Below are 24685 nucleotides of genomic sequence, written 5' to 3'. Positions count from 1 at the left end.
ACGCTGCTGCCCGTCGAGGGACTCCGGGCACGTAGTGGCGCGTAGTCCGGCCACGTGGTCGTGCGTGGTGACACCACGGGGTGACCACGGACTTCCCAGGGCGCGGTGCACCGGCTCCGGGCGGGACGGTGGTGACACAGGCACCGCGAGGTGCCGGCGGAGGGGAAGGAGCCGGAGCCGTGACCGTCACCGTGTCCAAGGCACCCACAGAAAGTCCCACGCAGCTGCCTAGTCCCACGGCCGACGGCACCTCCGACGACGGCGTCGCGGTTTTCGTCAGTGCCCGGCCACGGTTGCTGCGGATCGCCGGCCGGGTCCTGGCCGGCGCGAGCGACGCCGAGGACGTCGTGCAGGAGATCTGGCTGCGCTGGCAGCGTACCGACCGGACCGTGGTCGCGGACCCGCACGCGTTCCTGGTGACGATGACCGTCCGGCTCGCCATCAACGTCAGCCAGTCGGCCCGTCGCCGGCGCGAGACACCGGTCGGCGAGTGGTACCAGGAGCAGCTCGGTTGCACCGACGACGACCCGGCCGCCGAGGCAGAGCTCGGCGAAGACGTCGAGCTGGCCGTCCTCACGCTGCTCGGCACGTTGCCACCCCGCGAACGCGCCGCGTACGTCCTGCGTGAGGCCTTCGACTACCCGTACGGGCGGATCTCCGAGATGCTGCACACCCGCGCGGCCAACACCCGGCAACTGGTCAGCCGCGCCCGCGGCCACCTCAGCGTCGATCGCAGGGCACCGGTGTCGCCCCACGCCCACCGGCAGTTGCTGAACGCCTTTCTCAAGGCTGCCCGGGCCGGCGACCTCACAGACCTGGAGGACCTGCTGACCGCTGACCTCGGCGGTCGCTGAGCAGCCGGAATCAAGGTCGCGGGGCCATACGCAGCGTCATCTCGTCACAACGGAGGCGTGCTCCCTGTCATTCCTGTGCTCGGGCGTACTCGCCCGGCGGAAGCGTCCGCACAGCCAGGAGTCCCGATGAACGAGCGGCCGATGGTCCTGCTGGTGCACGGCCCGTTCGCCGAGTCCGCGCTCTGGGGCGACGTCCTCACGCGATTGCGCGCCCGCTCGATCGAGGCCGTCGCTGTCGCCACCCCCCTGCGCGGCCTCGCCGTGGACGCCGCCTACGTCCGGGACGTGATCGCCGGCCTCGGCAGGCCGGTCGTTCTCGTCGGCCACTCGTACGGCGGAACGGTGATCACCGAGGCGGCGGCGCACACCCACGCCGTCCGAGGGTTGGTGTACGTCGCCGCGTTCGCTCCCGACCACGGCGAGAGCGCGTTCGAGCTGATCGGCCGGTCCCCCGGCAGCATGCTCGCCCACGCCTTGGCGGCCTCGCCGATCAGCACCGGCGGCGTCGAGCTGACGATCGCCCGCGACACGTTCCACCGACTCGTCGCGGCTGACGTCGCGGCCGGTCGAGCCGCGCTGATGAGCGTGACGCAGCGGCCGGTGGCGCAGGCGGCGCTGATGGCCGCGTTGCCGGCCCGCGTACCAGCGTGGAAGCGGCTGCCGTCGTGGTTCGCCTTCGGGGACGAGGATCTGGTCATCCCGGTCGCGGTGCATCGCGCGATGGCGCGTCGCGCGGGGGCGAGGGGGATTCGTGAGGTGGCCGGCGCTTCGCATTCCCTGCCGGTCTCCGCTCCGGACGTCGTGACCGCGGCGATCGCCGACGTCCTGCACGGTTGACCGATCAGGGCGTACGACCAGCCGTCACGGCGTCGGTCTCCAGAGCGCCCTCACAGGTTTCGCAGTACGGCAGATCGTCGTGGCGCAGCCGGTACAGCTCCAGCGGTTGCCCGTGATACCGGTCCGTCTCGCCGATCCACTCCATGCCGATCCGCTCGGCGGTCGCCGCCGCGCGGGTGTTCGAGGACCCGACGAGAGCGAACAGTTCGTCGACGGCTGCATAGTGCATCGACCAGCGGGCCAGCGCCTCGCCCGCCTCCGCCGCGTAGCCGCGGCCCCACGCCGTACGCGCCAGCTGCCAGGCGATCTCGATGTCCTGCCACGGCGCCAGCCGCAGGAGTGCCACGCCACCGACCAGCCGGCGCGTGTCGCGCTCCTGCACCGCCCAGTGGCTGACCGGTGCCACGTCGCCGGTCTGCCAGCGCCGCAGTACGGCGCGCATGGCGGGCTCGTCCGGGACCTGGTCCATCTCCGGCGTCAGCCAGCGCGTCACCTCCTCGTCGCCGTAGATCGCCAGCGCGGCCGGCGCGTCGTCGTCGCGCCACGGCCTGATCACCAGGCGTTCGGTGTCGATCCTCGGCTCCATCTCGTCCTCCTGCTGGGTCTTGACCGGCATGGGCAATGACCGGGTAGCGCGGTCGTCTGTGACATCACGCCGTTCAGCGGCTGACGGCGTGCAGCAACTGCATGGACAGATGGCCGGACCTGAACAGCCGGCCGAGTCGCTCGGTCTGCCGGGCGGCCAGAGCGTAGGCGGGTGTTGCGCGGTGTTGCGCGGCGACCGCCGCGGTCACCTCCTCGACGCGTCGCGACCACGACAGCGGCGTACTGTCGGGGCGCGTCGTCTGCTCGATCAGCGCGAATCCGGTGCGGTCCAGCAGCTCGGCGAGCTCGTCTTGGGTCGGGAAGTGGTTGCCGTCCGGAAGCGGCCGCCACTGGTTGTCGCGGGCAACAACAACCAGCAGTCCGAGCGAGCCGCCGGGCCGCAGGACGCGACGGATCTCAGCGAGCAGCGCGGCCTTGTCCTCCACGGTGCACAACACCCCCAGGCACCAAGCTGTGTCGATCGAGCTTGTCCGCAAGGGCATCCGGCCGCCGTCGGCCGCGATCACGGGCAGTCCGAACAGTCGCCGCGCGGCGCGGCACGCCGTCTGCATCGGTTCGACCAGCACCGGCCGTACGCCGAACCGCCGCGCCGCCCAGGCCGTCGGACCGCCGACTCCCGCGCCGACGTCCAGCAGCGTCGTACCGGCGGACAGTTCGCAGGCCTCGGCCAGCCAGGCCAGGGCGGCCGGGCTCGCGCTGCCCCGGCAGGCGGCGGGGATCGCGTACCGGTCACCGAGCCGCTCGACGGCGTCGGCGGTCCAGCCCGCGACGTCGTCGAACTCGGCCACCATTGCCGTCGCGGTCATCCCGGACCGCCGTCGGGCTCGGGCATCGGCTTCAGTTGGACACCGCCGTGACCGCGTCGAGGATGCCTGCGGCAACTTCGGCGGGCTGCGAGACGCTCAGCGCGTGCGAGCCTCCGGCCACTTCGCGCGTCGCCCGGGCGCCGGCCCGTTCGGCGAAGTAGCGGTGGGCCGCGACCGGAATGTTCAGGTCCTGGTCGCTGATCACGAACCACGAGGGGATCGTCCGCCACGCCGGCCGGTCGGTGGGCAACGGGTCGGTCAGCGCCTTCTCGGTCACCGGCCGCTGCGTCGCGGCCATCAGCGCGGCCTGGTCGGCCGGGACGTCGGCCGCGAACTGGTGGTGGAACTTGTCCGGCCGGATGACCAGCTCGTTCCCACCGGACGAGACGGGGTAGGCGGATACGGCTTCGCCGAGCGTGCTGCCCGGGAACTTGGCCGCCAGCTCGAACGCGCTCTCCCCGTGCTCGGGCGCGAACGCGTCGACGTACACGAGCGCGAGAACCGACGCGTTGTCGGTCGCGGCTTCGGTGATCACCATGCCGCCGTACGAGTGCCCGACCAGGACGACCGGCCCGCCGATCCCGGCGATCACGTCCCGTACGTACGTCGCGTCCTCGGCCAGTCCGCGCAACGGGTTGGCGACCGCGACGACGTCCAGCGACTCCGCCCGCAGTCGCTCGATCACCCCGTTCCAGCTCGCCGACTCCGCGAACGCCCCATGGACGAGGACGATGGTGGGTTTCAGGACACTCATGGCTCTGCTCTCCTGCCTAGCGGTCGATGTCACCAGCATTGACCGAACAGCCAGGCCGGCTGTGACGAGCGACGGCAGCCGCAGGGTGATGACACGAGACCGCGGGCCGGCCGATGGAAGCATCGGCCGGCCCGCGGGTGGGAGGAGGAACTACCTCGCGGTCGTGTAGCGGAGCTGGTCGGTGCGGAGGACGTCTCCGGAGACCTTCACGATGCGGAGGGTGTGGTTGGTGTCCTGCAGGCCCGTCTGGCTGAAGGCCTGCTGGAGCGTACTGCGCTCGTCGCTGTGCAGGCTGACCCGGCGGACGAGCTTGCCGTCGAGGTAGACGTCGGCTTCGCCCTGGTCGGGGGCCTTGGCGGTGATCCAGTCGACCGACGTACCGCGGAAGCCGAAGCTGACCGAGGCGCCGTTGGCGGTGGTGGCGTGGACGTCGTCGCGGTAGTCGCCGCGGAAGGTGAAGTCCAGCGCGTTGTCACCGGTCGGCTGGTTGGCCAGGAACTCCTTCTTCAGCGTGACGTTGCGGCCGTCGACGGTGTAGTCGGTGCCCTTGACCAGCACCTTGCCGGCCTTCGCGATCGACGACAGCTCGCTGGAGTCGCGGGCGATCTGGATCGTGACGTCGGCCGGAGCCGACTTGTCGAAGGTCACCGTGTCGGGGTTCAGCAGGCTGACCTGCCGGACGTCCAGCTTGTCGAGCAGCATGAACTGACCCGACTTCTTCACCCCGCGGATCGTGTGCGTCCCGTTCGGCAGGTCGGAGATGCTGAAGACCTTCTGCTGCGCACCGCGGCCCTCGGCCTGGTAGGTGTTGACGGTCTGCTTGAGCTCGCCGTCGATGTAGATCTCCACCTCGCCCTGCGACTCGTGCGTCTCGGTCACGTAGTCGACACCGGTGCCGACGAACGTGTGCGAGAACGAGTCGCCGTTGGCCTCGGTGTACTGGACGTCGTCCTGGTAGTCACCCATGCCACGGCCGGTACTGCGGCTCCACGACCCGGTGTAGTTGATCTTCGGGTCGTCGTTGTTCAGCGTGACCGTCCGGACGCCGGCGTTGTCGGTCGGCGCCTGGGTGCCCGTGGAGGTGTCCGAGACCTTGACGGTCAGCGGTTCGGTCACCGCCGAGACCTCGCGGTTGTTGTTGCGCTGCCAGTCGCCGTCGTACTGCACGCGCAGGTCGTCGTCGTTGACGCGGATCGACGCCTTGGGCCGCGGGGTGACCTTGAACAGCCGGGCGCCGTGCGGCGGGACGGCCTGCGCGGTGTACCCGGTCGCGAACGTGCCCAGGTCCTTCTTCGCCCACACGTCGCGCACCGACGCGGCGCCGTCCAGGCCCAGGTCGGCGAAGGTGGCCGTCATGTCGGCCTCGGTGGTGCCGAGGTTGAACAGGGCAACGGTGTAGGAGCTGTCCGGGTTGAGCGAGTACCAGACCTGACGGTTGGTCTTGGTCGACACCGGCTGCGCGGGGCGGCCGGCCTGGTTCACCGCGATCACCTCGCGGTTCGTCAGCAGGTCCAGGCCGTACGAGTCCAGCTTGGTCATGTCGTTGCCGAGGTAGAACGGCGCGGCCGAGACCGCCCACAGGGTGGCCGCCGTACGGCGCTCGTCGCGGGTCAGGCCGTCCATCGATCCGTTGCCGATGTTGAGCGAGTCGAGGTCGTTCCAGCCGCCGGGGCCCGCGTGGCGCCACCAGTCGGCCAGCTTCGGGAACAGCCGCGAGACGTTCGGCCAGGCGGTGAGTGCCTCACCAGGGCAGTAGCACTCGATGTCCCAGTCGATCCGCCAGCCGTTCGCGACCTGCTTCCAGTAGTCGGCGTACCGGATGTCGAGGGCCCACGACAGCTCGAGCCAGATCTTGTGCCGGGCCAGCGCCTGCGACCAGCCCTTGACCTCGTCGCGGGCGTCCAGCGACAGGTCGTTCTTGCCCGAGCCCGGCGTGACGCTGTCGAACTTCAGGAAGTCGATGCCCCACTCGGCGTACAGGTCGGCGATCGAGTCGATGTAGTGCTGCGCGCACGGCTTGGTCATGTCGATGCGGTAGCCGAAGCCCCAGTAGTCGCCCTGCTGGCGCGGCTCGGCGGCGAGGTCACCGGTGCGGCACTCCGGGTGCCCGTAGACCGGCAGGTTCGCCTTCAGCACGCCGTCGGAGATGCCCGGGATGCCGTAGATGCCGACCTTCTGGCCGTTGTCGTGGATGTGGTCGATGACCTCCTGGAACCCGTTCGGGTACAGGGTCTTGCTCGGCGTCGGCCGCCCGTAGGCGTCGATGCCGTCGTTCCAGGCGGCGTCGATGTTGATGTGGTCGTAGCCGTACGGCTGCAGCTTGCGGTGCATCGCGTCGGACTGGGCCTTGATCTGGTCGGCCGTGATCCACTTGCCGCCCTCGGGCGAGTAGACCTGCATGCTGTAGCTGCTCCACCCCATGTAGGGCTTCGCGGCGATCGGCCCGGCGGGCGCGAACGGCTCGGCGTCCGGCGCGGTGACCTCGGCCGGCGCCGCCTTGCCCACCGCGGTGGTCGTGCCCGGGGTGATCGGGGCGGCGGAGGACACGGCCGACGCGCCGATCGGCAGGACGACGGCGACGGCGAGCCCGGCGATCAGGCCTCTGATCGCCTTGGGTCGACGGGATCTGGTCATGAGCGGTGACCCTCTCTGTGGTCGTTCGAGTGAGCCGTACCGACCGGGGCGGATCGGATAGGATATTGGAACCCTGAACGCTCGCCGGAGGGTTGTCAAGACTTTCTGTCCCCTGTGAAGAAATTAGTTTCAGCGACCGGTGGAGCCGTCGTACTGCTCACGGAGGATGTCGGCGTGGCCCGCGTGCCGGCCGGTCTCTTCGATCAGATGGACCAGAACCCAGCGCATCGACGGCTTCGGCCCACGCCTCGGCGGCCCCGGCGCGGGCAGCGCCAGATCCGGGCAGGCGTCGATCACCTCGTCGGCCCGCGCCCTGACCTCCCGGTACGCCGCCAGTACGCCGTCGACGGTTTCCTTCGTCGATGGACGCATGGTGCCCGGCCAATCGCGGACGTCGTCGCCGAGCAGGTAGACCCGCTCGACGGCGGTCAGGTGCTTGACCAGGCCCAGCAGGTTCGTGCCGGATCGCACTCCCGCTGTCCGCACGTCCGGCTCGGGAACGCCGGCGACCTTTCCCGCGATCGCGTCGCGCAGGTAGTCGAGGAATCCCACCAGCGTGGCCTTCTCGTCAGTTGTTGTACGCGGCGGTTTCCTGTCCGTCATCGGCCGACCCGCTGGATGAGAAGGACATTGTCGGTGACCGTGGCGTCCAGGTTGTCCGAGAAGCGTTCTGCGTCCATGGGTTGTCTCCTTGTCCGGTGTTGTCGCCACCCTCCCTCTGGTGCTTTCGTTGTTGCAAAGAATGTTGCGGATCCGCATGATGTGGCCATGAGCAACGATGACGTGCTGGCCGGAGTCGGCCCACGCCTGCGCGCACTCCGCCAGGCGCGAGGCGCCACCTTGGCCGGCCTCGCCACCGAGACCGGCCTCACCGCGAGTACGCTGTCCCGCCTGGAGAACGGCAAACTCCGCCCGACGCTGGAGCAACTGCTCCCGCTGGCGCGTGCGCACGGCGTACCGCTCGACGATCTGGTCGCCGCCCCACCGACCGGCGATCCCCGCATCCACCTGCGTCCCATCCGCCGATCAGGCCTGACGATCGTGCCGCTGACCAGACGAGCCGGCGGCATGCAGGCGTACAAGGTGATCTATCCACCGGCCGGCCGCGCGTCGACGACCAAGCGGCAGACGCACGAGGGCTACGAGTGGTTCTACGTGCTGAACGGCAAGGTGCGCTTCGTCCTCGGAGACCAGGAGTTCCTGCTCGCCGAGGGCGAGGCCGCGGAGTTCGACACCCGGGTCCCGCACTGGATCGGCAGCGCCGACCACCGCCCGGCCGAACTGCTCACCCTGTTCGGCCCGCAGGGCGAGCGCGCCCACCTGTCGCCGGCCAAGCGGTGACGGTTGTCAGCTTGTTGTGAGGGCCTCGCCGGACTTGTCCCAGTTGTCGCGAAGGCGGTCCAGGTAGGACTGGGCTTGGGGTCCGGGTTTCACGCCCCGGGCGAACGCTCGCATGTTGCCCTGGCCGGCGTTGTAGCCGAGGGCAATCAATTCGTGCTTCTTCAGGTCGGTGCGGGGTTTGCCGGGCAGGCGGGCGGCGAGGTCGCGCAGGTGCCAGGCGGCGGCTTCGATCGCGAGTTCGGGGTGGTCAGGAAGTTCCTCCCACGTGCGGCCGGCGAATCGGCTTCCGCGTTGGGTGTCCTCGAAGGCGGCGCGGTGCATGTTGGCGATGCCCAGCGCCGGGTTGGAGTCGATGCGCAGCCAGGCGCGTTCGAACTCGGGGTCGTGCGGTTTGTACGACTCGTTGTAGAGAATCGCCATCAGGAGCTGCGGGTCGACCTTCGCCGCGGCGGCCGACCGCTTCACCTGGACGGCGAAGTGCGCGGGGTCGTAGTCGGTCCACCAGTCGGCGCCGGTCGGTTTCGGCTTCGGCTTGGACCCGGTGGACGTCGGGGCGGAGGTCGGCGCTTTGGTCGTGGTGGACGCGGGCGGGGTGTCCGCCGAGGTTTCGGCATCGGGCGAGTCCGGACGCGCCGCCCAGGCCGCCACCGCGACCGCACCGATCGCCAGCCACCACCAGCCCTTGCTCACCCGCACCTCTCAGGTCCGCCAGCTCAAGCCCCCAGCCTACCGACCACGTCCCATGTGACGCGGCAGCACCAACGGCGCCGAACTTGGGCACCGCCCAGCCACTTCACCGACCGAGGAATGGCTGAGCGGTGCTCGAAGTGAGGCGAGTCGGCGGGCACCGGCATGGTCGCCGCCGTGCGACGTCAGCCTCGGGCAGCCCGCAGCATGTCCTCGCGCGGAACGACCTTGATGCGTTCCCGCCCGGCGGCTTCACCGAGCGCGAGTTCGTGCGCGTCCAGCTTCGTCCATCCCTCGGCATCGACGATCGTCGCACCCCGCGCGGCGAGGTGCTCGAGGATCGCCTCGGGGTCCTCGAGTTCGGGCCGGGGCAGCTGGTCGATGTCGGCGAGCAGGTTGGCGATCGTCTCGGCGGCGTCCGACTTGGTGTGGCCGATCAGCCCGATCGGCCCGCGCTTGATCCAGCCCGTGACGTACACCCCCGGCAGCGGTACATCGTCCATGTCGAGCACGCGGCCGCCGGCGTTGGGCATCACCCCGGCCTGGTGGTCGAACGGCAGGCCGGGCAGGTTCGACGACAGGTACCCGACCGCGCGATAGACCGCCTGCACCGGAGTGTCGACGTACTCGCCGGTGCCCCGGACAGTCCCGTCGCCCTGCAGCTCGGTGCGTTCGGTGCGCAGGCCCTCGACGCGCGTCTCGCCCAGGATCTCGACGGGCGCGTGGCACAGGTGGATGTGGATCCGGTGCGCGGCGCCGGTCGGCTCCGCCTCGAGGTACTTGAGCAGCGTGTCGACGACCAGCCGCGTGCCCTTGCTGGAGTTGATGGCCTTCTGGCTCGCCTCGTCGATCTCGAAGCCCTCGGGGTGCACGATCACGTCCACGTTCGGCGAGTGCGACAGCTCGCGCAGCTCCATCGGCGTGAACTTGATCTGCGCCGGCCCGCGCCGCGCGAACACGTGCACGTCCGTGGCCTGGTTCGCCTTCAGGCCGCGGTAGACGTTGTCCGAGATCTCGGTGGTGAGCTGCTCGTCGGCCGGCTTGGCCAGCATCCGCGCGACGTCGAGCGCGACGTTGCCGGCGCCGATCACCGCGACTTGACGGGCCTCCAGCGGCCAGTCCCGCGGTACGTCGGGATGCCCGGCGTACCAGCTGACGAAGTCGGCCGCGCCGTAGCTGCCCGGCAGGTCGATGCCCGGAATGGCGAGCTCGCGGTCCGAGATCGCGCCGGTCGCGAAGATCACCGCGTCGTAGTGCCGGCGCAGGTCCTCGAGCTTGAGGTCGGCGCCGAACTCGACGTTGCCGAGGAACCGGATCCGGTCCCGCCCGACCACCCGGTGCAGCGCCTTGATGATCTCCTTGATCCGCGGATGATCCGGCGCCACGCCGTACCGCACCAGCCCGAACGGCGCCGGCAGCCGCTCGATCAGGTCGACGTGAGCACCTTCGTGCTCCTTGGTCAGAATGTCGGCGGCGTAGATACCGGCCGGTCCAGCGCCGACGACGGCGACTCGGAGGTCTCGCACGGTCTCCCCAGATCCTAGGTAAGGCTTGCCTAAGCAACTTAACCGGTCCGGGGACGCGAACCCAACTCCTGAGACTGACCTCACACGAGCCCCGGCCGACGCCGAAATCATCTCCGCCTTGCCGGCCCGCGCAGCTCGTTGCCCGGTCTACGAGACGTGGCCGGGACGCCCTTCAACCTCCTGTAATGCGCTGGCCGCCGCGAGCGCATCCAGGACGGCGGCGACAGCCGGCGGGTCGGGCGGTTCGCCGTACGTCGCCGCCTGGATCTGCCGGCGCAAACCGACGAGCTCGGTGGCCTGGACGTCGGGACGACGATGGGCCTGCAGCGCGAGGCCGGGCAGCAGGGCAACGCCTAGACCGGCCGCGACCAGCGCCTGAACGACGACGATGTCGTCGCTGTGCGAGCCGATCCTGGGATCGAAGTCCGCGCTGCGGCACACAGCGAGCAACTCCGCCATACAGCGGTCGCACCCGCCGATCCAGGACGACTCGCGATGGTCCGCGAGGCTGTCGCCGACCCGTCTGCTGATCAAGTGGATCGGATCGTCGCCGAGCTGAACCAGGCGGAACTCGCCGGACTCGGCCGGCGCATTGGCGTACCGGAAGACCACGGCGACATCGACCTCGCCGTGCCGCAGCAGTTGCAGCGATTCGACCGGGTGACGATCGATCAGGCTCAGCTCGATCCCGGGATAGGTCTGCGCCAGCGCGTCGACCGCCTTCGGCACGAGCGTGCTGAGCGCCGAGGCGTTGGCGGCCAGCCGGACCCGTCCCGACTGCAGCCCGACCTGCGCCGCGAGCTCACTGCTCGCCGCGTCGACCCGGCCCACGATCTCGGCGGCGCGATGGGCCAGCAGTTGGCCTTCCGGCGTCAACCGGATGCCGCGACCGACCCGCTGAACGAGCTTCACGCCGGCGGCGGCTTCCAGCCGCGCCAAGTGGTGGCTCACCGACGGCTGGGAGTAGTGCAGCTCCTTCGCCGCTTCGGTCACTGATCCGTGCCGGCCGACCGCGGCCAGGACGCTGAGCTGAACCAGGTTGAACATAGATCAAGGATATCTATGGGTTGTCGCCGATATTGGCATTAGACGTCATACCACTCGGAGGCCGACGCTGGAACCACCACCACAACCCGCCATCCGAGGAGAAGTCGATGAACGCCGAACTGTTCGCCACCTTTCTGGTCGCCGCCCTGATCATCAATTTCACGCCGGGTCCCGGCATGCTGTTCATCCTGGCCCAGGGGTTGACCGGCGGCAGCCGCGCAGGTCGCGCAGCCGCCTGTGGCACCGCCACGGGGATGCTGGTGCACACCAGCGCGGTCGCGCTCGGCCTGGCCGCCGTTCTGCGAGCGGCCCCGATCGCCATGGACCTGCTGCGTTTCGCCGGCGCCGGCTACCTGGTGTGGCTGGCCTTCCAGTCCCTGCGCAAGTCCGAGCTCACTCCGGCGACGGCGGGTGAGACGGCGCCGGACCGGTTCGGCCCGGTCTACGTGCGCGGTCTGGTCAACAACCTCACCAATCCCAAGATCCTGCTGTTCTACCTGGCCTTCCTGCCGCAGTTCGTCGACCCGAGCCTGGGCCGTCAAGCGCTGCAACTGTTCGCCCTCGGACTGACGATGCTGCTGGTGGGCTTGGTCGTCGACCTGTCGATCGGCAGCGGCGCCGTCCGGGTCGGTCGCTTCCTGCGGCAGCACCGGGCCGCCAACCAGTGGCTGCCCCGCTTCGCCGGTACGGCGTACGGCGCCCTGGCGGCCGGGCTGATCCTCGGCGCCACGACCTGAACTGTCGGCGCGACCTCCTACGGTCGGACCATGATCGAAGTACGACGAGCGATGGCCGATGACGGGGACGCGGTGGGCGAGATCCACGCGGCGGCGTGGGCGGCGGCCTATGCACCGTTCTTCGACGAGCAGTTCGCGGCCCGGGAGATCAAGAGCCGCTTGACCCGATGGCACGACCGGATCAGTTCCGGTGAAGGCATCGTAATGCTGGGATCGGTGGACGGGCGGCCGCTGGCGATGGCGTGGGTGATGGAGTCCGCGACTCGGTCCGGACTGGCCGAGATCTACAGCTTCTACGGGCATCCGGACGGCTGGGGATCAGGAGTCGCGGCGGCGTTGATGGAAGCGACGTTGCAGGTGTTGCGGGACGACGGGTTCACCCGGGTGCATCTGTGGACGTTGCGCGACACGGCGCAGTCTCGGCGGTTCTACAGCAAGTGCGGATTCGCCGAGACCGGCGCCACGCAGACCAGGGATTTCGGGGACGGACAAGCAATGGCGCAAGTCGAGTACGAGCGCGCTTGCTAGCCGTCCCGGACGTCACGCGACAGCGGTGCCCTCGAGCTCGACCAGCTGGCCAGGGATCGCGAGCCGGGTCACGCCGAGCATCGTGGTGGTCGGCGCCACCCGCGCGGCACCCAACCGCGACGCCAGGACACCGTAGTGCTGGAAGAGCAAGTCCACGTCGGTGGTGTAGACGTTCAGCCTCACCAGGTTCGCGAGAGACATGCCGGCCTCCCCCAGCACGGCCTCCAGGTTGTCGAGGCTCAACGCCAGCTGGGCCGCCAGATCGCCGTCGTGCTCGGGCTTGCCGTCGGCATTCATCGCCGTCTGCCCCGAGCAGTACAAGGTCCGCGTGTGCCCGGAGACGACCTCACCCTGGTTGAATCCCAGCTCCGTCGACCAGGTCACCGGGTTGATCGCCGTACGTTCCACTGCCACTTCAGCTCCATTCGGTTCGTCGAAAAGTCCGTACGCCGATGAGCCTGTCAACAAATCACGACACCCTTGGTCGTGTATTCCGGAGGGGTTTCCCGTATGCGCGCCGACCGCTTGGTCTCGCTGGTCCTGCTGCTCCGCCAGCGCGGCCGGTTGTCCGCGACGGCACTGGCCCAGGAGCTGGAGGTGTCCACCCGCACGGTGCTGCGCGACATCGAGGCGCTGTCGGCCGCCGGCGTCCCGGTGTACGCCGAACGCGGCCGCCACGGCGGATTCGCGTTGCTGCCCGGCTTCCGGACCGAACTCATCGGGCTGAACCACGACGAGGCCCTCGCCCTGCTGGTCGCCGGTTCGCGCCGTGGCGCCCAGGCCTTCGGCCTCGGCTCGGCGCTCGCCTCCGCCATGCTCAAGGTGGTCGACGCCCTGCCCGCCGGCTACCGCGACGCCGCGACGGGCGCGGCCCAGCGCTTGCTGCTCGAACCCGAGATCGACCTCCTCTCCCGCCGCGAGGTCGCCGAGGAGGCACCCGACACCGTCGTCGCCGAGGTCCGGCGCGCGGTGCTCGCCGGACACAAACTCCGCATCCACTACGTTGCCCTGGGCAAGGACCCGGAGTGGCGCACGGTCGACCCCGTCGGCCTCGTCACCGTTCGAGGCCAGGGCTACCTGCTGGCCACGAAAGCGGGAGCCGACCGCACCTACCGCCTGTCCCGCCTCCTGGCGGCCGAAGAACTCACCGAACCAGCCGAGCGTCCAGACCACGTCGATCTGGACCGTGCCTGGCAGGAACGCAGCACCCAGTTCCGCACCGGCGGCGACCAAGTCACCGTCCAAGCAAGAGTGAACCCAGCACGCCGTAAAGACCTCGTCGGCACAGCGCTCGCCGTACTCTCCGAGAACTCTGACCCAGACGGCTGGCTCCGCCTGGAAGTGACCTTCCAGGACGCCAGACACGCCGAATGGGCCCTGTGGCAGCTGGCAACCAACGCGGAAACCCTTACCCCACAGTGGTTACGCGACAAACTGCACCAACGCGCGGCCGCGATGGTGAAGTGTTATGACGACAGCTGATCAGTCCAACGCCTTCAGGTACGCCGTGCCCCGAGGGGTCAGTTCGTAGCCGACTTCCAGGCTGTGGGTGAGGCCGAGGTTCTTCAGCTTGCGGACGTCGATCTTGAAGCCCGGGGTGTCGCGGTCCAGCTGACTCGCGAGATCCGCGGCCCGCGTCGCGGGGTTGGCCTGGATGAGCCGGAGCGTGGCGAGCGTCCACGGCGTCTCCTTGAAGCTGTCCAGGTGGGCGAGCTTGCCGGTCAGCTCCTCGACGTCGGCGGGGGTGAGGTCGGCCGCGTTGGCGAGTTCGTCGCGGGGGTCCGGGCCTTCGACCAGGTGGAAGCGGATCAGCCAGGTGGGCAGGGTCTCGTCACCGCGCAGCCGGCGGCGGACGTCCTTGGCGTTCGCGCGGCCGGCCAGGTGCAGCATCTCGTCGTAGTCGGAGATCAGGTCGGGGTTGACCCGCTTGATGCTGTCGATCTCGATCCGGCCGGCGTTGGTGCGGTAGATCCGGCCCTCGACGACGCGCGGTTCGGCCCAGCGCCGGTACGCCGCGGTGATGCGGCCCTCGGCGACGCCTTCGGTGTCGGTTCCGGCGAACAGCATCAGGCCTCCAGGGCTTTGGCGACGAGCGGGGCGAGGGCGCGCAGCGACTTGCCCCGGTGGCTGATCGCGTCCTTCTCCTCGATCGACAACTCCGCGGTGGTGCGGTCGTAGCCCTCGGGCACGAACAGCACGTCGTACCCGAAGCCGCCGGTGCCGCGCAGTTCACGGATCACCGAGCCGCGCATCTCGCCCCGCACGACCTCCTCGACGCCGTCCGGACGGACGAACGCGACAGCCGCGACGAAAGCAGCGCCGCGACGCTCGTCGGGCACGTCCTCCAATTGCCCGAGCAGCAGCAGGTTGTTCGCGTGGTTGTCCTTGGCCGGGCCCGACCACCGCGCCGACAGTACGCCGGGCATGCCGTTCAGCGCGTCGACACGGATGCCGCTGTCGTCCGCGATCGACGGCAACCCGGTCGCCGCTACGGCCGCCCGGGCCTTGAGCAGCGCGTTGCCCTCGAACGTCGGCTCGGTCTCCGCCGGTTCGTCGTACGCCGGGACGTCGCCGAGCCCGAGCACCTCGATGCCCGGCACGATCGGCGCCAGGATCCGGCGCAGTTCCTCGAGCTTCTTCGCGTTGTTCGACGCGAGCAGCACCTTGCTCATGCCAGCGCCTCCAGCTGCAGCTTCGTCAGCTCGGCGCAGCCGGCCGTGCCCAGCTCCAGCAGCGCGTCGAGCTCGGCGCGATCGAACGGCGCGCCCTCGGCCGTGCCCTGCACCTCGATGAACTTGCCCTCGCCGGTCAGCACCAGGTTCATGTCGGTCTCGGCCCGCACGTCCTCCTCGTAGCAGAGGTCCAGCATCGGAGCGCCGTCGATGATGCCGACCGACACCGCCGAGACCGATCCGGTCAGCGGCTCGCCCTTCAGCGCCTTGCGGTCGCGCAGGAACGACACCGCGTCGGCCAGCGCGACGTACGCGCCGGTGATCGCCGCCGTCCGCGTGCCGCCGTCGGCCTGCAGTACGTCGCAGTCGAGCAGGATCGTGTTCTCGCCGAGAGCCTTGTAGTCGATCACCGCGCGCAGCGAGCGCCCGATCAGCCGGGAGATCTCGTGCGTGCGGCCGCCGATCCGGCCCTTCACCGACTCGCGGTCGGAGCGGGTGTTGGTCGAGCGCGGCAGCATCGCGTACTCCGCGCTGACCCAGCCCAGACCGGATCCCTTGCGCCAGCGCGGCACGCCCTCGGTGACCGAGGCCGCGCACAGCACCCGGGTCCGGCCGAACTCGACCAGCACCGATCCTTCGGCGTGGTCGAGCCAGTTCCGGGTCAGGGTCACCGGGCGAAGCTGGTCAGGGGTACGTCCGTCGCTACGAGCCATGCCGAAAACCTTATGCCCGAAGTCGCCGCACCCCCGCATCGGCGGGCGGACGGAACTGCGCGAGCACCATCCGCGCGGCCCACGGCGTCAGGTCCCCGGCGCGGCGCCCGAGCCATGGAGCGCCTTCCTTGACCATCCAGACCGTGTCGGCCCAGCGGCTCGGCGGCTCGCCGGCACAGTCCAGCTCCGGCGGTACGTCGATCCGTACTCCGCGCGCGGCCAGCTCGTCGGCGAACGCCCGGGCCAGCCGGCGGTGACCCCGCTCGCCCGGATGCAGGCGGTCCACCGACCAGAAGTCCCGGCGGTACACCTCGGGGTAGTCGGCCATGTCGAGCCGGATCCCGCCGTACTGCAGGAACAGGTCGTCGTACACGGCGTTGACCTGCTCGATCCGCTGCCACAGCGGCCGGCGCAGCCAGGTCGGCAGCCCGAACACCTGTCCGTGATCGTGGAACCGGACGGTCAGGAGCAGTGCGCCTCGTCCGGTCAGCTCCGCGGCGCAGTGGTGCAGGCAGTCGCGAATCTGGCCGGGGTCGAAGGTCGAACGGAGCGTGTCGTTCAGGCCGACGATCAGCGAGGCCAGGTCGATCGGCTCCGGGCCGATCTCGGGGAGCTGCTCGGCGACCACCCGCGGCGCGGTCGCGCCACTGATCGCGTAGTTGGAGAACGTCACACGGTGGGAACTGCCCAGGGAGTCGGCGAGCAGCGAGGCCCAGCCCCGCCACCCCTGCCCCGGACGCGCTCCGGCACCGGATAGGTCGGTCGTGCTGCCGTCTTTCGGGTCCCCGACACCCACGGTGGTCGAGTCGCCGAGTGCCACGTAGTGGAGGCTCACGTTCCGTCATGGTGACGTGGCTGAGCGGGTGCCGGGTGAGGGCTGGCGAAACGGCGGGGCAACACGGCGGGAGCAAACAGGTGTTGAAGGGCGGAAGTGTTCGGACATAGGCTCTTACAAACAACTACGTGCAGGAGTAGTGAACGATGACTGATCTTCGGTTCGGTGTGGTCGGACTCGGCCAGCGCAGTCAACTCGCCCGGCACGCCCACCACCCCGGCGAGGGCGCCGAGATCGTGGCCGTCTGCGATCCGGCCGAGAAGCAGCGCCAGGCCGCGCTGACGACGTACCCCGACGCCACGGCGTACGGCGACTACCGCGAACTGCTCGACCTGAAGCTCGACGGCGTCTTCCTGACCACCCCCGACGACCTGCACGAGGACCCGGCGATCGACTTCCTCCGGGCCGGCGTCGCCGTGTTCGTGGAGAAGCCGCTCGCGATCACCACCGCGGGCTGCGACCGGGTCCTGCAGGCGGCGTACGAGAGCGGCACCCGCCTGTACGTCGGCCACAACATGCGGCACATGCCGGTCGTCCAGACCATGCGCGAACTGATCCGGTCCGGCGCGATCGGCGAGGTGAAGGCGATCTGGTGCCGGCACTTCGTCGGGCACGGCGGCGACTTCTACTTCAAGGACTGGCACGCCGACCGCCGCCGGACCACCAGCCTGCTGCTGCAGAAGGGTGCCCACGACATCGACGTGATGCACTGGCTGGCCGGCGGTTACACCACCCACGCGACCGCGCTCGGCGGCCTCGTCCTGTACGGCGGGATCGAGGACCGCCAGGACCGGTCGGGACAACGGTTCGACGAGTTCGTGTCGAACGACAACTGGCCGCCGCTGGAGCAGAAGGGCCTGGCGCCGGTGATGGACGTCGAGGACCTGTCGATGGCGAACTTCCAGCTCGACAACGGGGTTTTCCTCAGCTACCAGCAGTGCCACTTCACGCCGGACTACTGGCGCAACTACACGGTGATCGGCACGCACGGCCGGCTGGAGAACTTCGGCGACACCTCCGGCAGCGTCGTGAAGGTGTGGAACAGCGGCCGTTCGGGCTACCGCGCCGACGCCGACCAGGTCGTCGAGGTCGCCTCCGAGGACGAGGGCCACGGCGGCGCCGACCCGCGCCTGGTCGACGAGTTCGTCGGTTTCGTCCGCGACGGCGGCACCACGCTGACCTCCCCGATCGCCGCCCGCGCGGCCGTCGCCGCCGGCTACGCGGCGACCACGTCCCTGCGCGAGAACGGCACGCCGATCGACATCCCGCAGCTCGACCCGGCGCTGGTCAGCTACTTCGACGGCGGCCAGCAGCGCTGAATCCCCTGCGGTAGAACGCGAAACGGCCACTCGCGCCACGGCGAGTGGCCGGCCGGCATCCTCAGACGGCTGCCGTCACATCCACAGACCGGTGCCGTCGCAACCTCAGACCGGTGCCGTCGGCAAGTGCCGCGCCATCAGATCTCGTAGACGGCGCCCGGTGTCGCGGTCAGCACCTCGCCAGGGAAGGTCCGGCGCGCGTTCTCAGTCTGCGTGACCCGGTCGTACCACGGCGGCACGTGGGTGATCACGAGTCGCTTCGCCCCGGCCCGCTTCGCGTGTTCCCCGGCTGCGGACGGCGTCAGGTGCAGATCGGCCGAATTGGCCGGATTGTTGTCCTGCTGGGCCGCCTCCGACAGCAGGAGATCGGTGCCGCGGGCCAGCTCGACGAGGGCGTCGTTCGGCCCGGTGTCGCCGGTGTAGGTCAGCGACTTGTTGCCGTACTCAACCCGGATCGCGTACGCCGGGACCGGGTGCACCATCGGCGCGGTCCGGACCGTGAAGGGCCCGATCTGCTGGGATTCCTGCCAGGTGTGGAACTCCAGCTCCTCCTGCATGCCCGGGTCGTCGGGCAGATCGTAGGCCAGCGCCATCCGCCCGGCTGTGCCCGGCGGGCCGTAGACCGGAATCCGCGGGAACGGCGACGCGGGCGAGTACTTCGCCGCGACGTACAGGCCGCACAGATCCATGCAGTGGTCGGGATGCAGGTGGGACAACGCGATCGCGCCGATCTCCGGTACGCCGAGATGCCGCTGCAACACGCCGAGCGCGCCGCTGCCCAGGTCGAGCACCAGGTGGAACCCGTCCGCGGTGACCAGGTAGCTCGACGCAGGCGAGTCCGGCCCGGGCACGGACCCGGAGCAGCCGATCACGGTGAGCTTCATACCTTGAACATTACCGGCGGGTTGTCCACCGCGCAGAGCACGCCGGAAGGTCGCAGAACGGTTGCCTGCCGACGATCACGCGCGGAACCGGTGCCGTGGACAACAGCTGCTGCGACCTGGATCACAGTCGGCTCAGCGCACCCAGGCGAACTGGTCGACCGTGCTGATCACCGGCCCCAGGAAGCGAGAGCCGATCGCCGCGAAGTCGGCCGGGTTGCCGGTGGTGACGAAGCGGTGCTGCGGCGCGGGCAGCGCGTCGTCGCGCAGCAGGTCGGCCTTGGTCAGTACGCCGTACACGTCCTTGGCGCCTTCTTCGGCGCTGCTGACCAGCGTGACCTCGTCGCCCATCACGTAGGAGATCACGCCGGTCAGCAACGGATAGTGCGTGCAGCCGAGGATCAGCGTGTCCACGCCGGCCTCGACCAGCGGGTCCAAGTATTCATGAGCCGCGGCGAGCAGCTCCGGGCCCGACGTCACGCCGGACTCCACGAAATCAACGAATTCGGGGCACGCCTGCGTGGTCAGCTCGACCTGCGGCGCGGCGGCGAACGCGTCGTCGTAGGCCAGCGACGCGGCGGTCGAGCGGGTGCAGATTACGCCGACCTTCTGGTTCCTGGTCGCGGCGACCGCGCGCCGGGCGGCGGGCAGGATCACCTCGACCACCGGGACGTCGTACCGCTCGCGGGCGTCGCGCAGCATCGCGGCACTGGCGGAGTTGCAGGCGATCACCAGCGCCTTCACGCCGGCCTCGACCAGGTGGTCCAGGCACTCCAGCGCGTACTCCCGGACCTCGGCGATCGACTTCGGCCCGTACGGCTGGCGGGCGGTGTCGCCCAGGTACAGGATCGGTTCGTGCGGCAGCTGGTCCAGCACCGCCCGCGCCACCGTGAGCCCGCCGAAGCCTGAGTCGAAGATGCCGATCGGTGCGTCTGCCACAACCGTTAGGTTAGACCGCGGCACCGACAGGACCGGCAGCGGGCAGTTCCGCAGCGACCCTTCCCTAGGACTTCCGAACGACACGCCGGAGTTGTCCACATCTTTACTCTGCGGAATTGCATTCTGACGTGACGCACGCCACTCTGGAGCGATGTATTTCCGACCGCCCCTCGCGATGCCATGAACCTGGCAGTCCACATCGCGGTGGCACTGGGCTCCACCGCCGCACCGAATCCGCAACCGACCACCGCCGGGCAAGCCGCCGGCCAGGTTGCCGACGCCAACGCCGACAGCACCGCCGCCGCCATCGCCGGAGCCCTCGGGCCCACCGGCATGCTGGTGGTGCTGCTGGCCGCCGCCTTCGCCGCCTACGTCCTGTCCCTGCGCCTGCACCCGAACGCGAAATGCAATCGCTGCAAGGGCATGGGCCGGCACCGCGGCACGTTGTTCAACTACGCCACCCGCCCGTGCAACAGCTGCAAGGGCCGCGGCACTCACCCGAGACTGGGACGCAAAGTGTTGTTCAAGACCTGAGTCATCCCTGCCGCGGCCCGTCACCGAGCCCGGCGGAGCGAGCGCGCAGGACGGCGTCGGCGCGGTCCGCGGCCTGGATCTTGGTCAGCACGTTCGAGACGTAGTTGCGGACCGTCTTCGGCCGCAGTCCGAGCCGTTGCCCGATCGCGGCGTTGCCGAGGCCGCCGGCCATCAGGGCGAGGAGCTCGTGTTCCCGCTCCGTCAGTCCGGCGAAGACCGGTGCGCGGTGCGATCCGGCCGGTTGCGCCGCGAGCGCGAGCAACCGCGCCGCGACCGCGCCGGAGAACACCGCCTCCCCGGCGGCGACCGCGCGGATCGCGGCCAGGATGCGGTCCGGCTCGGCGTCCTTGAGCAGGTAGCCGCGCGCGCCGGCGCGCACCGCCGCGAACACCGACTCGTCGTCCAGCATGGTCAGCACCAGCGGTGCGACCCGGGGCGCGGTGGCGCCGAGCCGCCGGATCAGCTCGATCCCGCTCAGCCCCGGCAGGTTGAGGTCCACCACGACGACGTCCGGCGCCAGCCGTTCGACCAGGCCGACCGCCTCCAGCCCGTCCGCTGCCTCGCCCACCACGGTCAGTCCGGGGTCGAGCTCGATCCGGGTCCGCAGACCGAGCCGGAACATCGGATGGTCCTCGACCAGCACCACTTCCACCGGTTCGTCGTTCATCGCGGAATCCTTCCGTGCACGCGGGTCCCGGACGGATCCGTCGCGACGTCCAGCCACCCGCCGAGCTCCTCGGTGCGCTCTCGCATCGACGCCAGCCCGACGCCCGGCACCGCATCGTCACCGAATCCCTGCCCGTCGTCGGCGACGCGGACGTCCATCCAGCCGTCGGTCGCGACGACGTCCACGGTCACAGCCCGCGCGCCGGCGTGCCGTACGACGTTCGCCAGCGCTTCCGCGACGATGCGCAGAGCCGCGACCTCCAGCGCTGCCGGAAGACCGTCGTCCGGCAGCGCGTGCCGCAGCCGGACGTCCAGCCCCGCCACGCGCAGCCGCTCCACCTCGGCCTCGAGGGCCGCGCCGAGCCCGGTGCTCAACGCGGCCGGCTGAAGGTCGCGACTGATCCGCCGCACCTCCGTGATCGCGGCGCGGGCCTGGCCCTCGAGGTGCGCAAGCAGGTCCCCCTCGCCGGCCGCTCGGGCGGCGGCGAGCCGCAGGGAGTCCAGGGTGAGCAGCTGACCGGCCAGCAGCGGCCCGACTCCGTCGTGCAGATCGCGCCGCAACCGGCGACGCTCGTCCTCGCGCGCGGTGGCGGCCACCGCGCGCGCCGCGCGCAGTTCACCGGACTCCCGCTGCGCCCGCAGAACCAGTACGACGAACGGCAGCACCTCGCGCAGCGCCCGGCGTTCCCGCCGGGACAGCCGCGACCCGTTGGTCGTTGCCAGCAGCAACGAGCCGAGCATCGCGCCGGAACCGTCGACCACACTCTCGGGGTGGATGTCAGGCGGAACGCGGTCGCCGTGGGTCCACAGGGTCCGGCCGTCGGCATCGAGGACCGCGACGTAGGGCAGGACGAGTGCGGCCGCGATGGTCTCGGCGAGGTTCGCCGGTTGACCGTCCTGGCCGGTCATTCCCCGGGCCAGCAGCGCCGCCACCCCGCCGGGACGGCCACTGGCTCCCAGCAGCCTGTCCCGGAACCAGCCGCCCGCGCGCGCAGCCAGCAGACCGCCGCCCAGTGCCAGGGCTGCTACCGCCGCGGCTCCGACCATCGAGGCCGATGCCCGCGCCATCGAAAGGCTGGCGAGCGCGACCAGGCCGGCGTAGGCGATCACCAGCCCGATCACCGCACCGGCGTACAGGAAGGTGCGCCGCAGAACGACGCTGACGTCGTACAGGCGATAGCGCAGGAGAGCGAACGCCAGTCCGAGGATCATCGCGACGAAGGCGACGTAGGCCGTCGCGACCACGCCGAGCTGCCAGTGCTGCACCAGCCCGGCGACATCGAGCACGGTGGCGACCACGACGTTGGCGGCCAGCAGGACGAAGCCGAGCACGAACCACTTCGCCTGCTGCCGCGCGGTCCAGTCCGACACCCGCACATAGCGGTGGACCTGGATGCCGGCCAGCAACAGCACCGACAACAGGTCGTACAGGCCTTGCGCCGCGGAGGTCGACTGAACCACATCCAGCTGTTGCCCGACCACGAGGGCGGCGCCGGTCAGGCCGATCACCGGCCAGGCCCAGCGGAACCAGCCAGGGTGCCAGCGGTTGTCGGGAAACAGGCCGATCAGCAGCGGCATCGTCAGCTGGACCGCGGCGATCACGATGGTCCGCAGGACCGTCGCGGTGGCCTCCCCCTGCTCGGCGAGCGCGTCGACGAACGGGCCGGCGAAGATCCCGCCGAGCTGGATCCCGGTCACCCCGGCCAGCAGCGACGGCCGGCGCCAGACCAGAACCAGGCTGACAGACAGGGCGAGCAGCAACAGCGCCCAGCTGACGACGGTGATGATCCCGGCGTAGGCCGCCACCGACACGTGCAGGGCGGCGAGCACCTCCTGCGACGGTCGGGTGGGCCGCTCGAACGGGAGACAGATCCCGCCCTCGCACGGGACCTGGATCCGCCGGTAGACCGCCGGCGTACCGAGTACCGCCGTCGTGAGCGCCACCAACGTGACCCCCACGGCGACGGTCTGCGGCACCCGGATCCTCAGGTCCACCCCACCACTCCCGTTCGACGGTCGATCACCCGGCCGTGCCGGACCGTGCCGTCCTGACCATCACGATGCCGACAATCGCGGCCAACAGCAACGGCACGACCGGCGGAGCGCCGACCGCGACCGCGGTGACGACGCTGAGTCCGGCCAGCACCGCGACCACCAGGCCGGTACGCCGGGCCACCCCGGCCCGCCGCAGCACGACCACAACGCCCAGCAACGCCAGCGATCCAGCGACGGTGCTGACGGCGATCGCCCGGTCGTACGCCGCGTCGTACAGGTCGAACCAGCGCTCGGGCTCGTCGACGCCGATCGAGTACTCCAGGGCGTACACCGCCAGCCAGCACACCGGCATGACCGCTGCGACCGCGATCGCTGCCTTGCCGAGTCCGCCGCTGTTCCGGGTGGCCAGCCGGACGCCGGTGAGGAAGAGGCCGAGCGCCAGCAGGATCAGGCACAGCGTCAGGATGCCGCTCGGAATGTCGTTGTACTGGTGGTTGATCGGCGCGATCGCCTCAGCCGGCAGATCGTTGAGGCCGACACCGCGGCGCTCGGCGGCCTCGTTCAACGCGGCGTCGTAGCCGTTGCCGGTGGCGATCATCGTCGCGACCGCGACCACGAAACCCACGAACGAGCCGATCAGTGACCACCCCGCAGCGCGCAGGCGCCGTCCGGTGGTCGTGGCCGGAACGGATGAGCTGGTGCTGGTGCTGGACATGGGCCCTCCCAAGGTCGAAACGGAATGTCTCGACCTTGGGCGTCCCGGCGTCCCGGCCACCAGGGACGAATCGTCCCACCGGCCTGGGAACCTCGAGCAGCCGGTTCGGATCAGGCCCAGAGCTGGCCTTCCAGGCGGTCCTCGGCCTCGTCGATGGTGCCTTCGTAGGCGCCGGTCGACAGGTACTTCCAGCCGCCGTCGGCGACCACGAACGCGATGTCGGCCTGTTCGCCGTCGCGCACGCACTTGGCCGCCTGGCCGAGCGCCGCGTGCAGGATCGCGCCGGTCGAGATGCCGGCGAAGATGCCCTCGTTGTCGAGCAGTTCACGCACCCGCCGGACGGCGTCGCGCGGCCCGACCGAGAACCGGCCGTCGATCAGCGACGCGTCGTACAGCTCGGGCACGAAGCCCTCGTCGAGGTTGCGCAGGCCGTAGACCAGTTCGCCGTACCGGGGCTCGGCGGCGACGATCCGCACCTCGGGCTTGTGCTCGCGGAAGAACCGCCCGGCGCCCATCAGCGTGCCGGTGGTGCCCAGGCCCGCGACGAAGTGCGTCACCGACGGGAGGTCCTCGAAGATCTCGCGCGCGGTGCCGTCGTAGTGGGCGGCCGCGTTCGACGGGTTGCCGTACTGGTAGAGCATCACCCAGTCCGGGTGCTCCTCGGCGACCTGCTTGGCGACCCGGACGGCCTCGTTGGAACCGCCCGCGGCCGGCGAGGAGATGATCTCCACGCCCCACATCCGCAGGATCTGCCGGCGTTCCTCGGAGGTGTTCTCCGGCATCACGCAGACCATCCGGTAGCCGCGCAGCTTGGCCGCCATCGCCAGCGAGATGCCGGTGTTGCCCGACGTCGGCTCGAGGATCGTGTTGCCCGGCCGGAGCCGGCCGTCCTTCTCGGCGTCCAGCAGCATCCGCAGCGCCGCCCGGTCCTTGATCGAGCCGGTCGGGTTGTGGTCCTCCAGCTTCGCCCACAACCGGACGTCGGCCGAGGGCGAGAGCTTGGGCAGCCCGACCAGCGGCGTACCGCCGACCGAGTCGAGCAGGCTGTCGAAACGCACG

General features: G+C 70.1%; 27 protein-coding genes. 8 read left to right on the top strand and 19 right to left on the bottom strand.

Translation table 11 applies throughout. The features are described from left to right. The first annotated feature begins 179 nt into the window (after positions 1-179). Both ACQPXM_RS10230 and ACQPXM_RS10225 read left to right on the top strand, forming a co-directional pair. Positions 180-854, top strand: coding sequence for a sigma-70 family RNA polymerase sigma factor (locus ACQPXM_RS10230; RefSeq protein WP_432947176.1), 675 nt, complete (start codon positions 180-182; stop codon positions 852-854). Positions 855-980: 126 nt separating this feature from the next. Next, entirely contained in the window at positions 981-1691 is a 711-nt protein-coding gene (locus ACQPXM_RS10225; protein ID WP_432947174.1) for an alpha/beta fold hydrolase, read from the top strand. A gap of 4 nt (positions 1692-1695) precedes the next feature. On the opposite strand, the gene ACQPXM_RS10220 is transcribed toward ACQPXM_RS10225, so the two are convergent. From ACQPXM_RS10220 to ACQPXM_RS10200, 5 genes are all read right to left on the bottom strand, one after another. After that, positions 1696-2307: a GNAT family N-acetyltransferase gene (locus tag ACQPXM_RS10220; RefSeq protein WP_432947172.1), complete on the bottom strand. Its 612-nt coding sequence runs from the start codon at positions 2305-2307 to the stop codon at positions 1696-1698. Between the two features lie 43 nt (positions 2308-2350). After that, positions 2351-3103 (bottom strand): class I SAM-dependent methyltransferase, encoded by a 753-nt coding sequence (locus ACQPXM_RS10215; protein ID WP_432947170.1) that lies wholly within the window; start codon positions 3101-3103, stop codon positions 2351-2353. 31 nt (positions 3104-3134) lie between these two features. Beyond that, on the bottom strand, positions 3135-3857 hold the full coding sequence (locus ACQPXM_RS10210; RefSeq protein ID WP_432947168.1) for an alpha/beta fold hydrolase: 723 nt from the start codon (positions 3855-3857) through the stop codon (positions 3135-3137). A gap of 150 nt (positions 3858-4007) precedes the next feature. Further along, the gene (locus tag ACQPXM_RS10205; RefSeq protein WP_432947166.1) at positions 4008-6491 is read right to left on the bottom strand and encodes a X2-like carbohydrate binding domain-containing protein; all 2484 of its coding nucleotides are present in this window, start codon (positions 6489-6491) and stop codon (positions 4008-4010) included. A 129-nt stretch (positions 6492-6620) separates the two neighbouring features. Next, positions 6621-7094 carry a DinB family protein gene (locus ACQPXM_RS10200; RefSeq protein ID WP_432947164.1) on the bottom strand — a complete coding sequence of 158 codons (474 nt, stop codon included), beginning with the start codon at positions 7092-7094 and terminating at the stop codon, positions 6621-6623. 165 nt (positions 7095-7259) lie between these two features. Between ACQPXM_RS10200 and ACQPXM_RS10195 the strand changes: the two genes are divergently transcribed. Beyond that, positions 7260-7832 carry a helix-turn-helix domain-containing protein gene (locus tag ACQPXM_RS10195; RefSeq protein ID WP_432947162.1) on the top strand — a complete coding sequence of 191 codons (573 nt, stop codon included), beginning with the start codon at positions 7260-7262 and terminating at the stop codon, positions 7830-7832. Between the two features lie 6 nt (positions 7833-7838). Here the strand turns inward: ACQPXM_RS10195 and ACQPXM_RS10190 are convergent, their stop codons facing one another. The 3 genes from ACQPXM_RS10190 to ACQPXM_RS10180 all read right to left on the bottom strand — a co-directional run bounded on the left by ACQPXM_RS10190 (position 7839) and on the right by ACQPXM_RS10180 (position 11092). Beyond that, entirely contained in the window at positions 7839-8522 is a 684-nt protein-coding gene (locus ACQPXM_RS10190; protein WP_432947160.1) for a lytic transglycosylase domain-containing protein, read from the bottom strand. 182 nt (positions 8523-8704) lie between these two features. Next, complete coding sequence (locus ACQPXM_RS10185; RefSeq protein WP_432947158.1) at positions 8705-10045, bottom strand: FAD-dependent oxidoreductase; 1341 nt, start codon at positions 10043-10045, stop codon at positions 8705-8707. A 147-nt stretch (positions 10046-10192) separates the two neighbouring features. Further along, positions 10193-11092, bottom strand: coding sequence for a LysR family transcriptional regulator (locus tag ACQPXM_RS10180; protein WP_432947156.1), 900 nt, complete (start codon positions 11090-11092; stop codon positions 10193-10195). Between the two features lie 107 nt (positions 11093-11199). Here ACQPXM_RS10180 and ACQPXM_RS10175 point away from each other — a divergent pair, with 107 nt between their 5' ends. Further along, positions 11200-11829: a LysE family translocator gene (locus tag ACQPXM_RS10175; protein WP_432947154.1), complete on the top strand. Its 630-nt coding sequence runs from the start codon at positions 11200-11202 to the stop codon at positions 11827-11829. Between the two features lie 30 nt (positions 11830-11859). Further along, positions 11860-12357 (top strand): N-acetyltransferase family protein, encoded by a 498-nt coding sequence (locus tag ACQPXM_RS10170; RefSeq protein WP_432947152.1) that lies wholly within the window; start codon positions 11860-11862, stop codon positions 12355-12357. A 12-nt stretch (positions 12358-12369) separates the two neighbouring features. Here ACQPXM_RS10170 and ACQPXM_RS10165 read toward each other — a convergent pair whose 3' ends face one another. Then, complete coding sequence (locus tag ACQPXM_RS10165; RefSeq protein ID WP_432950982.1) at positions 12370-12765, bottom strand: RidA family protein; 396 nt, start codon at positions 12763-12765, stop codon at positions 12370-12372. A 102-nt stretch (positions 12766-12867) separates the two neighbouring features. Here ACQPXM_RS10165 and ACQPXM_RS10160 point away from each other — a divergent pair, with 102 nt between their 5' ends. Next, positions 12868-13839, top strand: a complete 972-nt coding sequence (locus ACQPXM_RS10160) for a helix-turn-helix transcriptional regulator (RefSeq protein ID WP_432947150.1) — start codon at positions 12868-12870, stop codon at positions 13837-13839. Here the strand turns inward: ACQPXM_RS10160 and ACQPXM_RS10155 are convergent, their stop codons facing one another. From ACQPXM_RS10155 to ACQPXM_RS10140, 4 genes are read right to left on the bottom strand one after another with little or no spacing between them, the layout of a single operon-like run. Next, positions 13840-14424, bottom strand: coding sequence for a hypothetical protein (locus ACQPXM_RS10155; protein ID WP_432947148.1), 585 nt, complete (start codon positions 14422-14424; stop codon positions 13840-13842). It abuts the gene before it with no gap. Then, positions 14424-15029, bottom strand: a complete 606-nt coding sequence (gene rdgB, locus ACQPXM_RS10150) for an RdgB/HAM1 family non-canonical purine NTP pyrophosphatase (RefSeq protein WP_432947146.1) — start codon at positions 15027-15029, stop codon at positions 14424-14426. The genes ACQPXM_RS10155 and rdgB overlap by 1 nt, the downstream gene beginning before the upstream one ends. Continuing rightward, complete coding sequence (gene rph / locus ACQPXM_RS10145) at positions 15026-15742, bottom strand: ribonuclease PH (protein WP_432947144.1); 717 nt, start codon at positions 15740-15742, stop codon at positions 15026-15028. The genes rdgB and rph overlap by 4 nt, the downstream gene beginning before the upstream one ends. 10 nt (positions 15743-15752) lie before the next feature. Further along, complete coding sequence (locus ACQPXM_RS10140) at positions 15753-16577, bottom strand: SGNH/GDSL hydrolase family protein (RefSeq protein WP_432947142.1); 825 nt, start codon at positions 16575-16577, stop codon at positions 15753-15755. A gap of 146 nt (positions 16578-16723) precedes the next feature. Between ACQPXM_RS10140 and ACQPXM_RS10135 the strand changes: the two genes are divergently transcribed. Next, on the top strand, positions 16724-17896 hold the full coding sequence (locus tag ACQPXM_RS10135) for a Gfo/Idh/MocA family protein (RefSeq protein ID WP_432947140.1): 1173 nt from the start codon (positions 16724-16726) through the stop codon (positions 17894-17896). A gap of 137 nt (positions 17897-18033) precedes the next feature. Here the strand turns inward: ACQPXM_RS10135 and ACQPXM_RS10130 are convergent, their stop codons facing one another. Further along, positions 18034-18780: an MBL fold metallo-hydrolase gene (locus ACQPXM_RS10130; RefSeq protein WP_432947138.1), complete on the bottom strand. Its 747-nt coding sequence runs from the start codon at positions 18778-18780 to the stop codon at positions 18034-18036. A gap of 132 nt (positions 18781-18912) precedes the next feature. Continuing rightward, positions 18913-19716: a glutamate racemase gene (murI, locus tag ACQPXM_RS10125; protein ID WP_432947136.1), complete on the bottom strand. Its 804-nt coding sequence runs from the start codon at positions 19714-19716 to the stop codon at positions 18913-18915. Between the two features lie 180 nt (positions 19717-19896). On the opposite strand from murI, the gene ACQPXM_RS10120 reads away from it, so the two are divergent. After that, positions 19897-20250, top strand: coding sequence for a hypothetical protein (locus tag ACQPXM_RS10120; RefSeq protein WP_432947134.1), 354 nt, complete (start codon positions 19897-19899; stop codon positions 20248-20250). A 1-nt stretch (position 20251) separates the two neighbouring features. Here the strand turns inward: ACQPXM_RS10120 and ACQPXM_RS10115 are convergent, their stop codons facing one another. From ACQPXM_RS10115 to ACQPXM_RS10100, 4 genes are all read right to left on the bottom strand, one after another. Continuing rightward, entirely contained in the window at positions 20252-20917 is a 666-nt protein-coding gene (locus tag ACQPXM_RS10115; protein ID WP_432947132.1) for a response regulator, read from the bottom strand. Continuing rightward, complete coding sequence (locus tag ACQPXM_RS10110; protein WP_432947130.1) at positions 20914-22911, bottom strand: ATP-binding protein; 1998 nt, start codon at positions 22909-22911, stop codon at positions 20914-20916. The genes ACQPXM_RS10115 and ACQPXM_RS10110 overlap by 4 nt, the downstream gene beginning before the upstream one ends. A 25-nt stretch (positions 22912-22936) precedes the next feature. Next, positions 22937-23626: a hypothetical protein gene (locus ACQPXM_RS10105; RefSeq protein WP_432947128.1), complete on the bottom strand. Its 690-nt coding sequence runs from the start codon at positions 23624-23626 to the stop codon at positions 22937-22939. A 110-nt stretch (positions 23627-23736) separates the two neighbouring features. After that, positions 23737-24684, bottom strand: a complete 948-nt coding sequence (locus tag ACQPXM_RS10100) for a PLP-dependent cysteine synthase family protein (protein ID WP_432947126.1) — start codon at positions 24682-24684, stop codon at positions 23737-23739. Between the last annotated feature and the right edge of the window lies 1 nt (position 24685).

It is taken from the genome of Kribbella sp. CA-253562 (genome assembly GCF_050942265.1).
Taxonomy (GTDB): Bacteria; Actinomycetota; Actinomycetes; order Propionibacteriales; family Kribbellaceae; genus Kribbella.
Note: the sequence above shows the minus strand (reverse complement) of the source record. Positions and strands in the feature narration are given on the sequence as shown.

Bases quoted from the DNA above. Each gene is read 5' to 3' on its own strand.
- ACQPXM_RS10175 (WP_432947154.1), top strand. From the start codon at position 11,200: ATGAACGCCGAACTGTTCGCCACCTTTCTGGTCGCCGCCCTGATCATC.
- ACQPXM_RS10105 (WP_432947128.1), bottom strand. From the start codon at position 23,626: ATGTCCAGCACCAGCACCAGCTCATCCGTTCCGGCCACGACCACCGGA.
- rph (WP_432947144.1), bottom strand. From the start codon at position 15,742: ATGGCTCGTAGCGACGGACGTACCCCTGACCAGCTTCGCCCGGTGACC.
- ACQPXM_RS10200 (WP_432947164.1), bottom strand. From the start codon at position 7,094: ATGACGGACAGGAAACCGCCGCGTACAACAACTGACGAGAAGGCCACG.
- ACQPXM_RS10220 (WP_432947172.1), bottom strand. From the start codon at position 2,307: ATGCCGGTCAAGACCCAGCAGGAGGACGAGATGGAGCCGAGGATCGAC.
- ACQPXM_RS10170 (WP_432947152.1), top strand. From the start codon at position 11,860: ATGATCGAAGTACGACGAGCGATGGCCGATGACGGGGACGCGGTGGGC.
- ACQPXM_RS10135 (WP_432947140.1), top strand. From the start codon at position 16,724: ATGACTGATCTTCGGTTCGGTGTGGTCGGACTCGGCCAGCGCAGTCAA.
- ACQPXM_RS10155 (WP_432947148.1), bottom strand. From the start codon at position 14,424: ATGCTGTTCGCCGGAACCGACACCGAAGGCGTCGCCGAGGGCCGCATC.
- ACQPXM_RS10225 (WP_432947174.1), top strand. From the start codon at position 981: ATGAACGAGCGGCCGATGGTCCTGCTGGTGCACGGCCCGTTCGCCGAG.
- ACQPXM_RS10115 (WP_432947132.1), bottom strand. From the start codon at position 20,917: ATGAACGACGAACCGGTGGAAGTGGTGCTGGTCGAGGACCATCCGATG.
- ACQPXM_RS10210 (WP_432947168.1), bottom strand. From the start codon at position 3,857: ATGAGTGTCCTGAAACCCACCATCGTCCTCGTCCATGGGGCGTTCGCG.
- ACQPXM_RS10120 (WP_432947134.1), top strand. From the start codon at position 19,897: ATGAACCTGGCAGTCCACATCGCGGTGGCACTGGGCTCCACCGCCGCA.
- ACQPXM_RS10130 (WP_432947138.1), bottom strand. From the start codon at position 18,780: ATGAAGCTCACCGTGATCGGCTGCTCCGGGTCCGTGCCCGGGCCGGAC.
- ACQPXM_RS10205 (WP_432947166.1), bottom strand. From the start codon at position 6,491: ATGACCAGATCCCGTCGACCCAAGGCGATCAGAGGCCTGATCGCCGGG.
- ACQPXM_RS10215 (WP_432947170.1), bottom strand. From the start codon at position 3,103: ATGACCGCGACGGCAATGGTGGCCGAGTTCGACGACGTCGCGGGCTGG.
- rdgB (WP_432947146.1), bottom strand. From the start codon at position 15,029: ATGAGCAAGGTGCTGCTCGCGTCGAACAACGCGAAGAAGCTCGAGGAA.
- ACQPXM_RS10195 (WP_432947162.1), top strand. From the start codon at position 7,260: ATGAGCAACGATGACGTGCTGGCCGGAGTCGGCCCACGCCTGCGCGCA.
- ACQPXM_RS10160 (WP_432947150.1), top strand. From the start codon at position 12,868: ATGCGCGCCGACCGCTTGGTCTCGCTGGTCCTGCTGCTCCGCCAGCGC.
- ACQPXM_RS10180 (WP_432947156.1), bottom strand. From the start codon at position 11,092: ATGTTCAACCTGGTTCAGCTCAGCGTCCTGGCCGCGGTCGGCCGGCAC.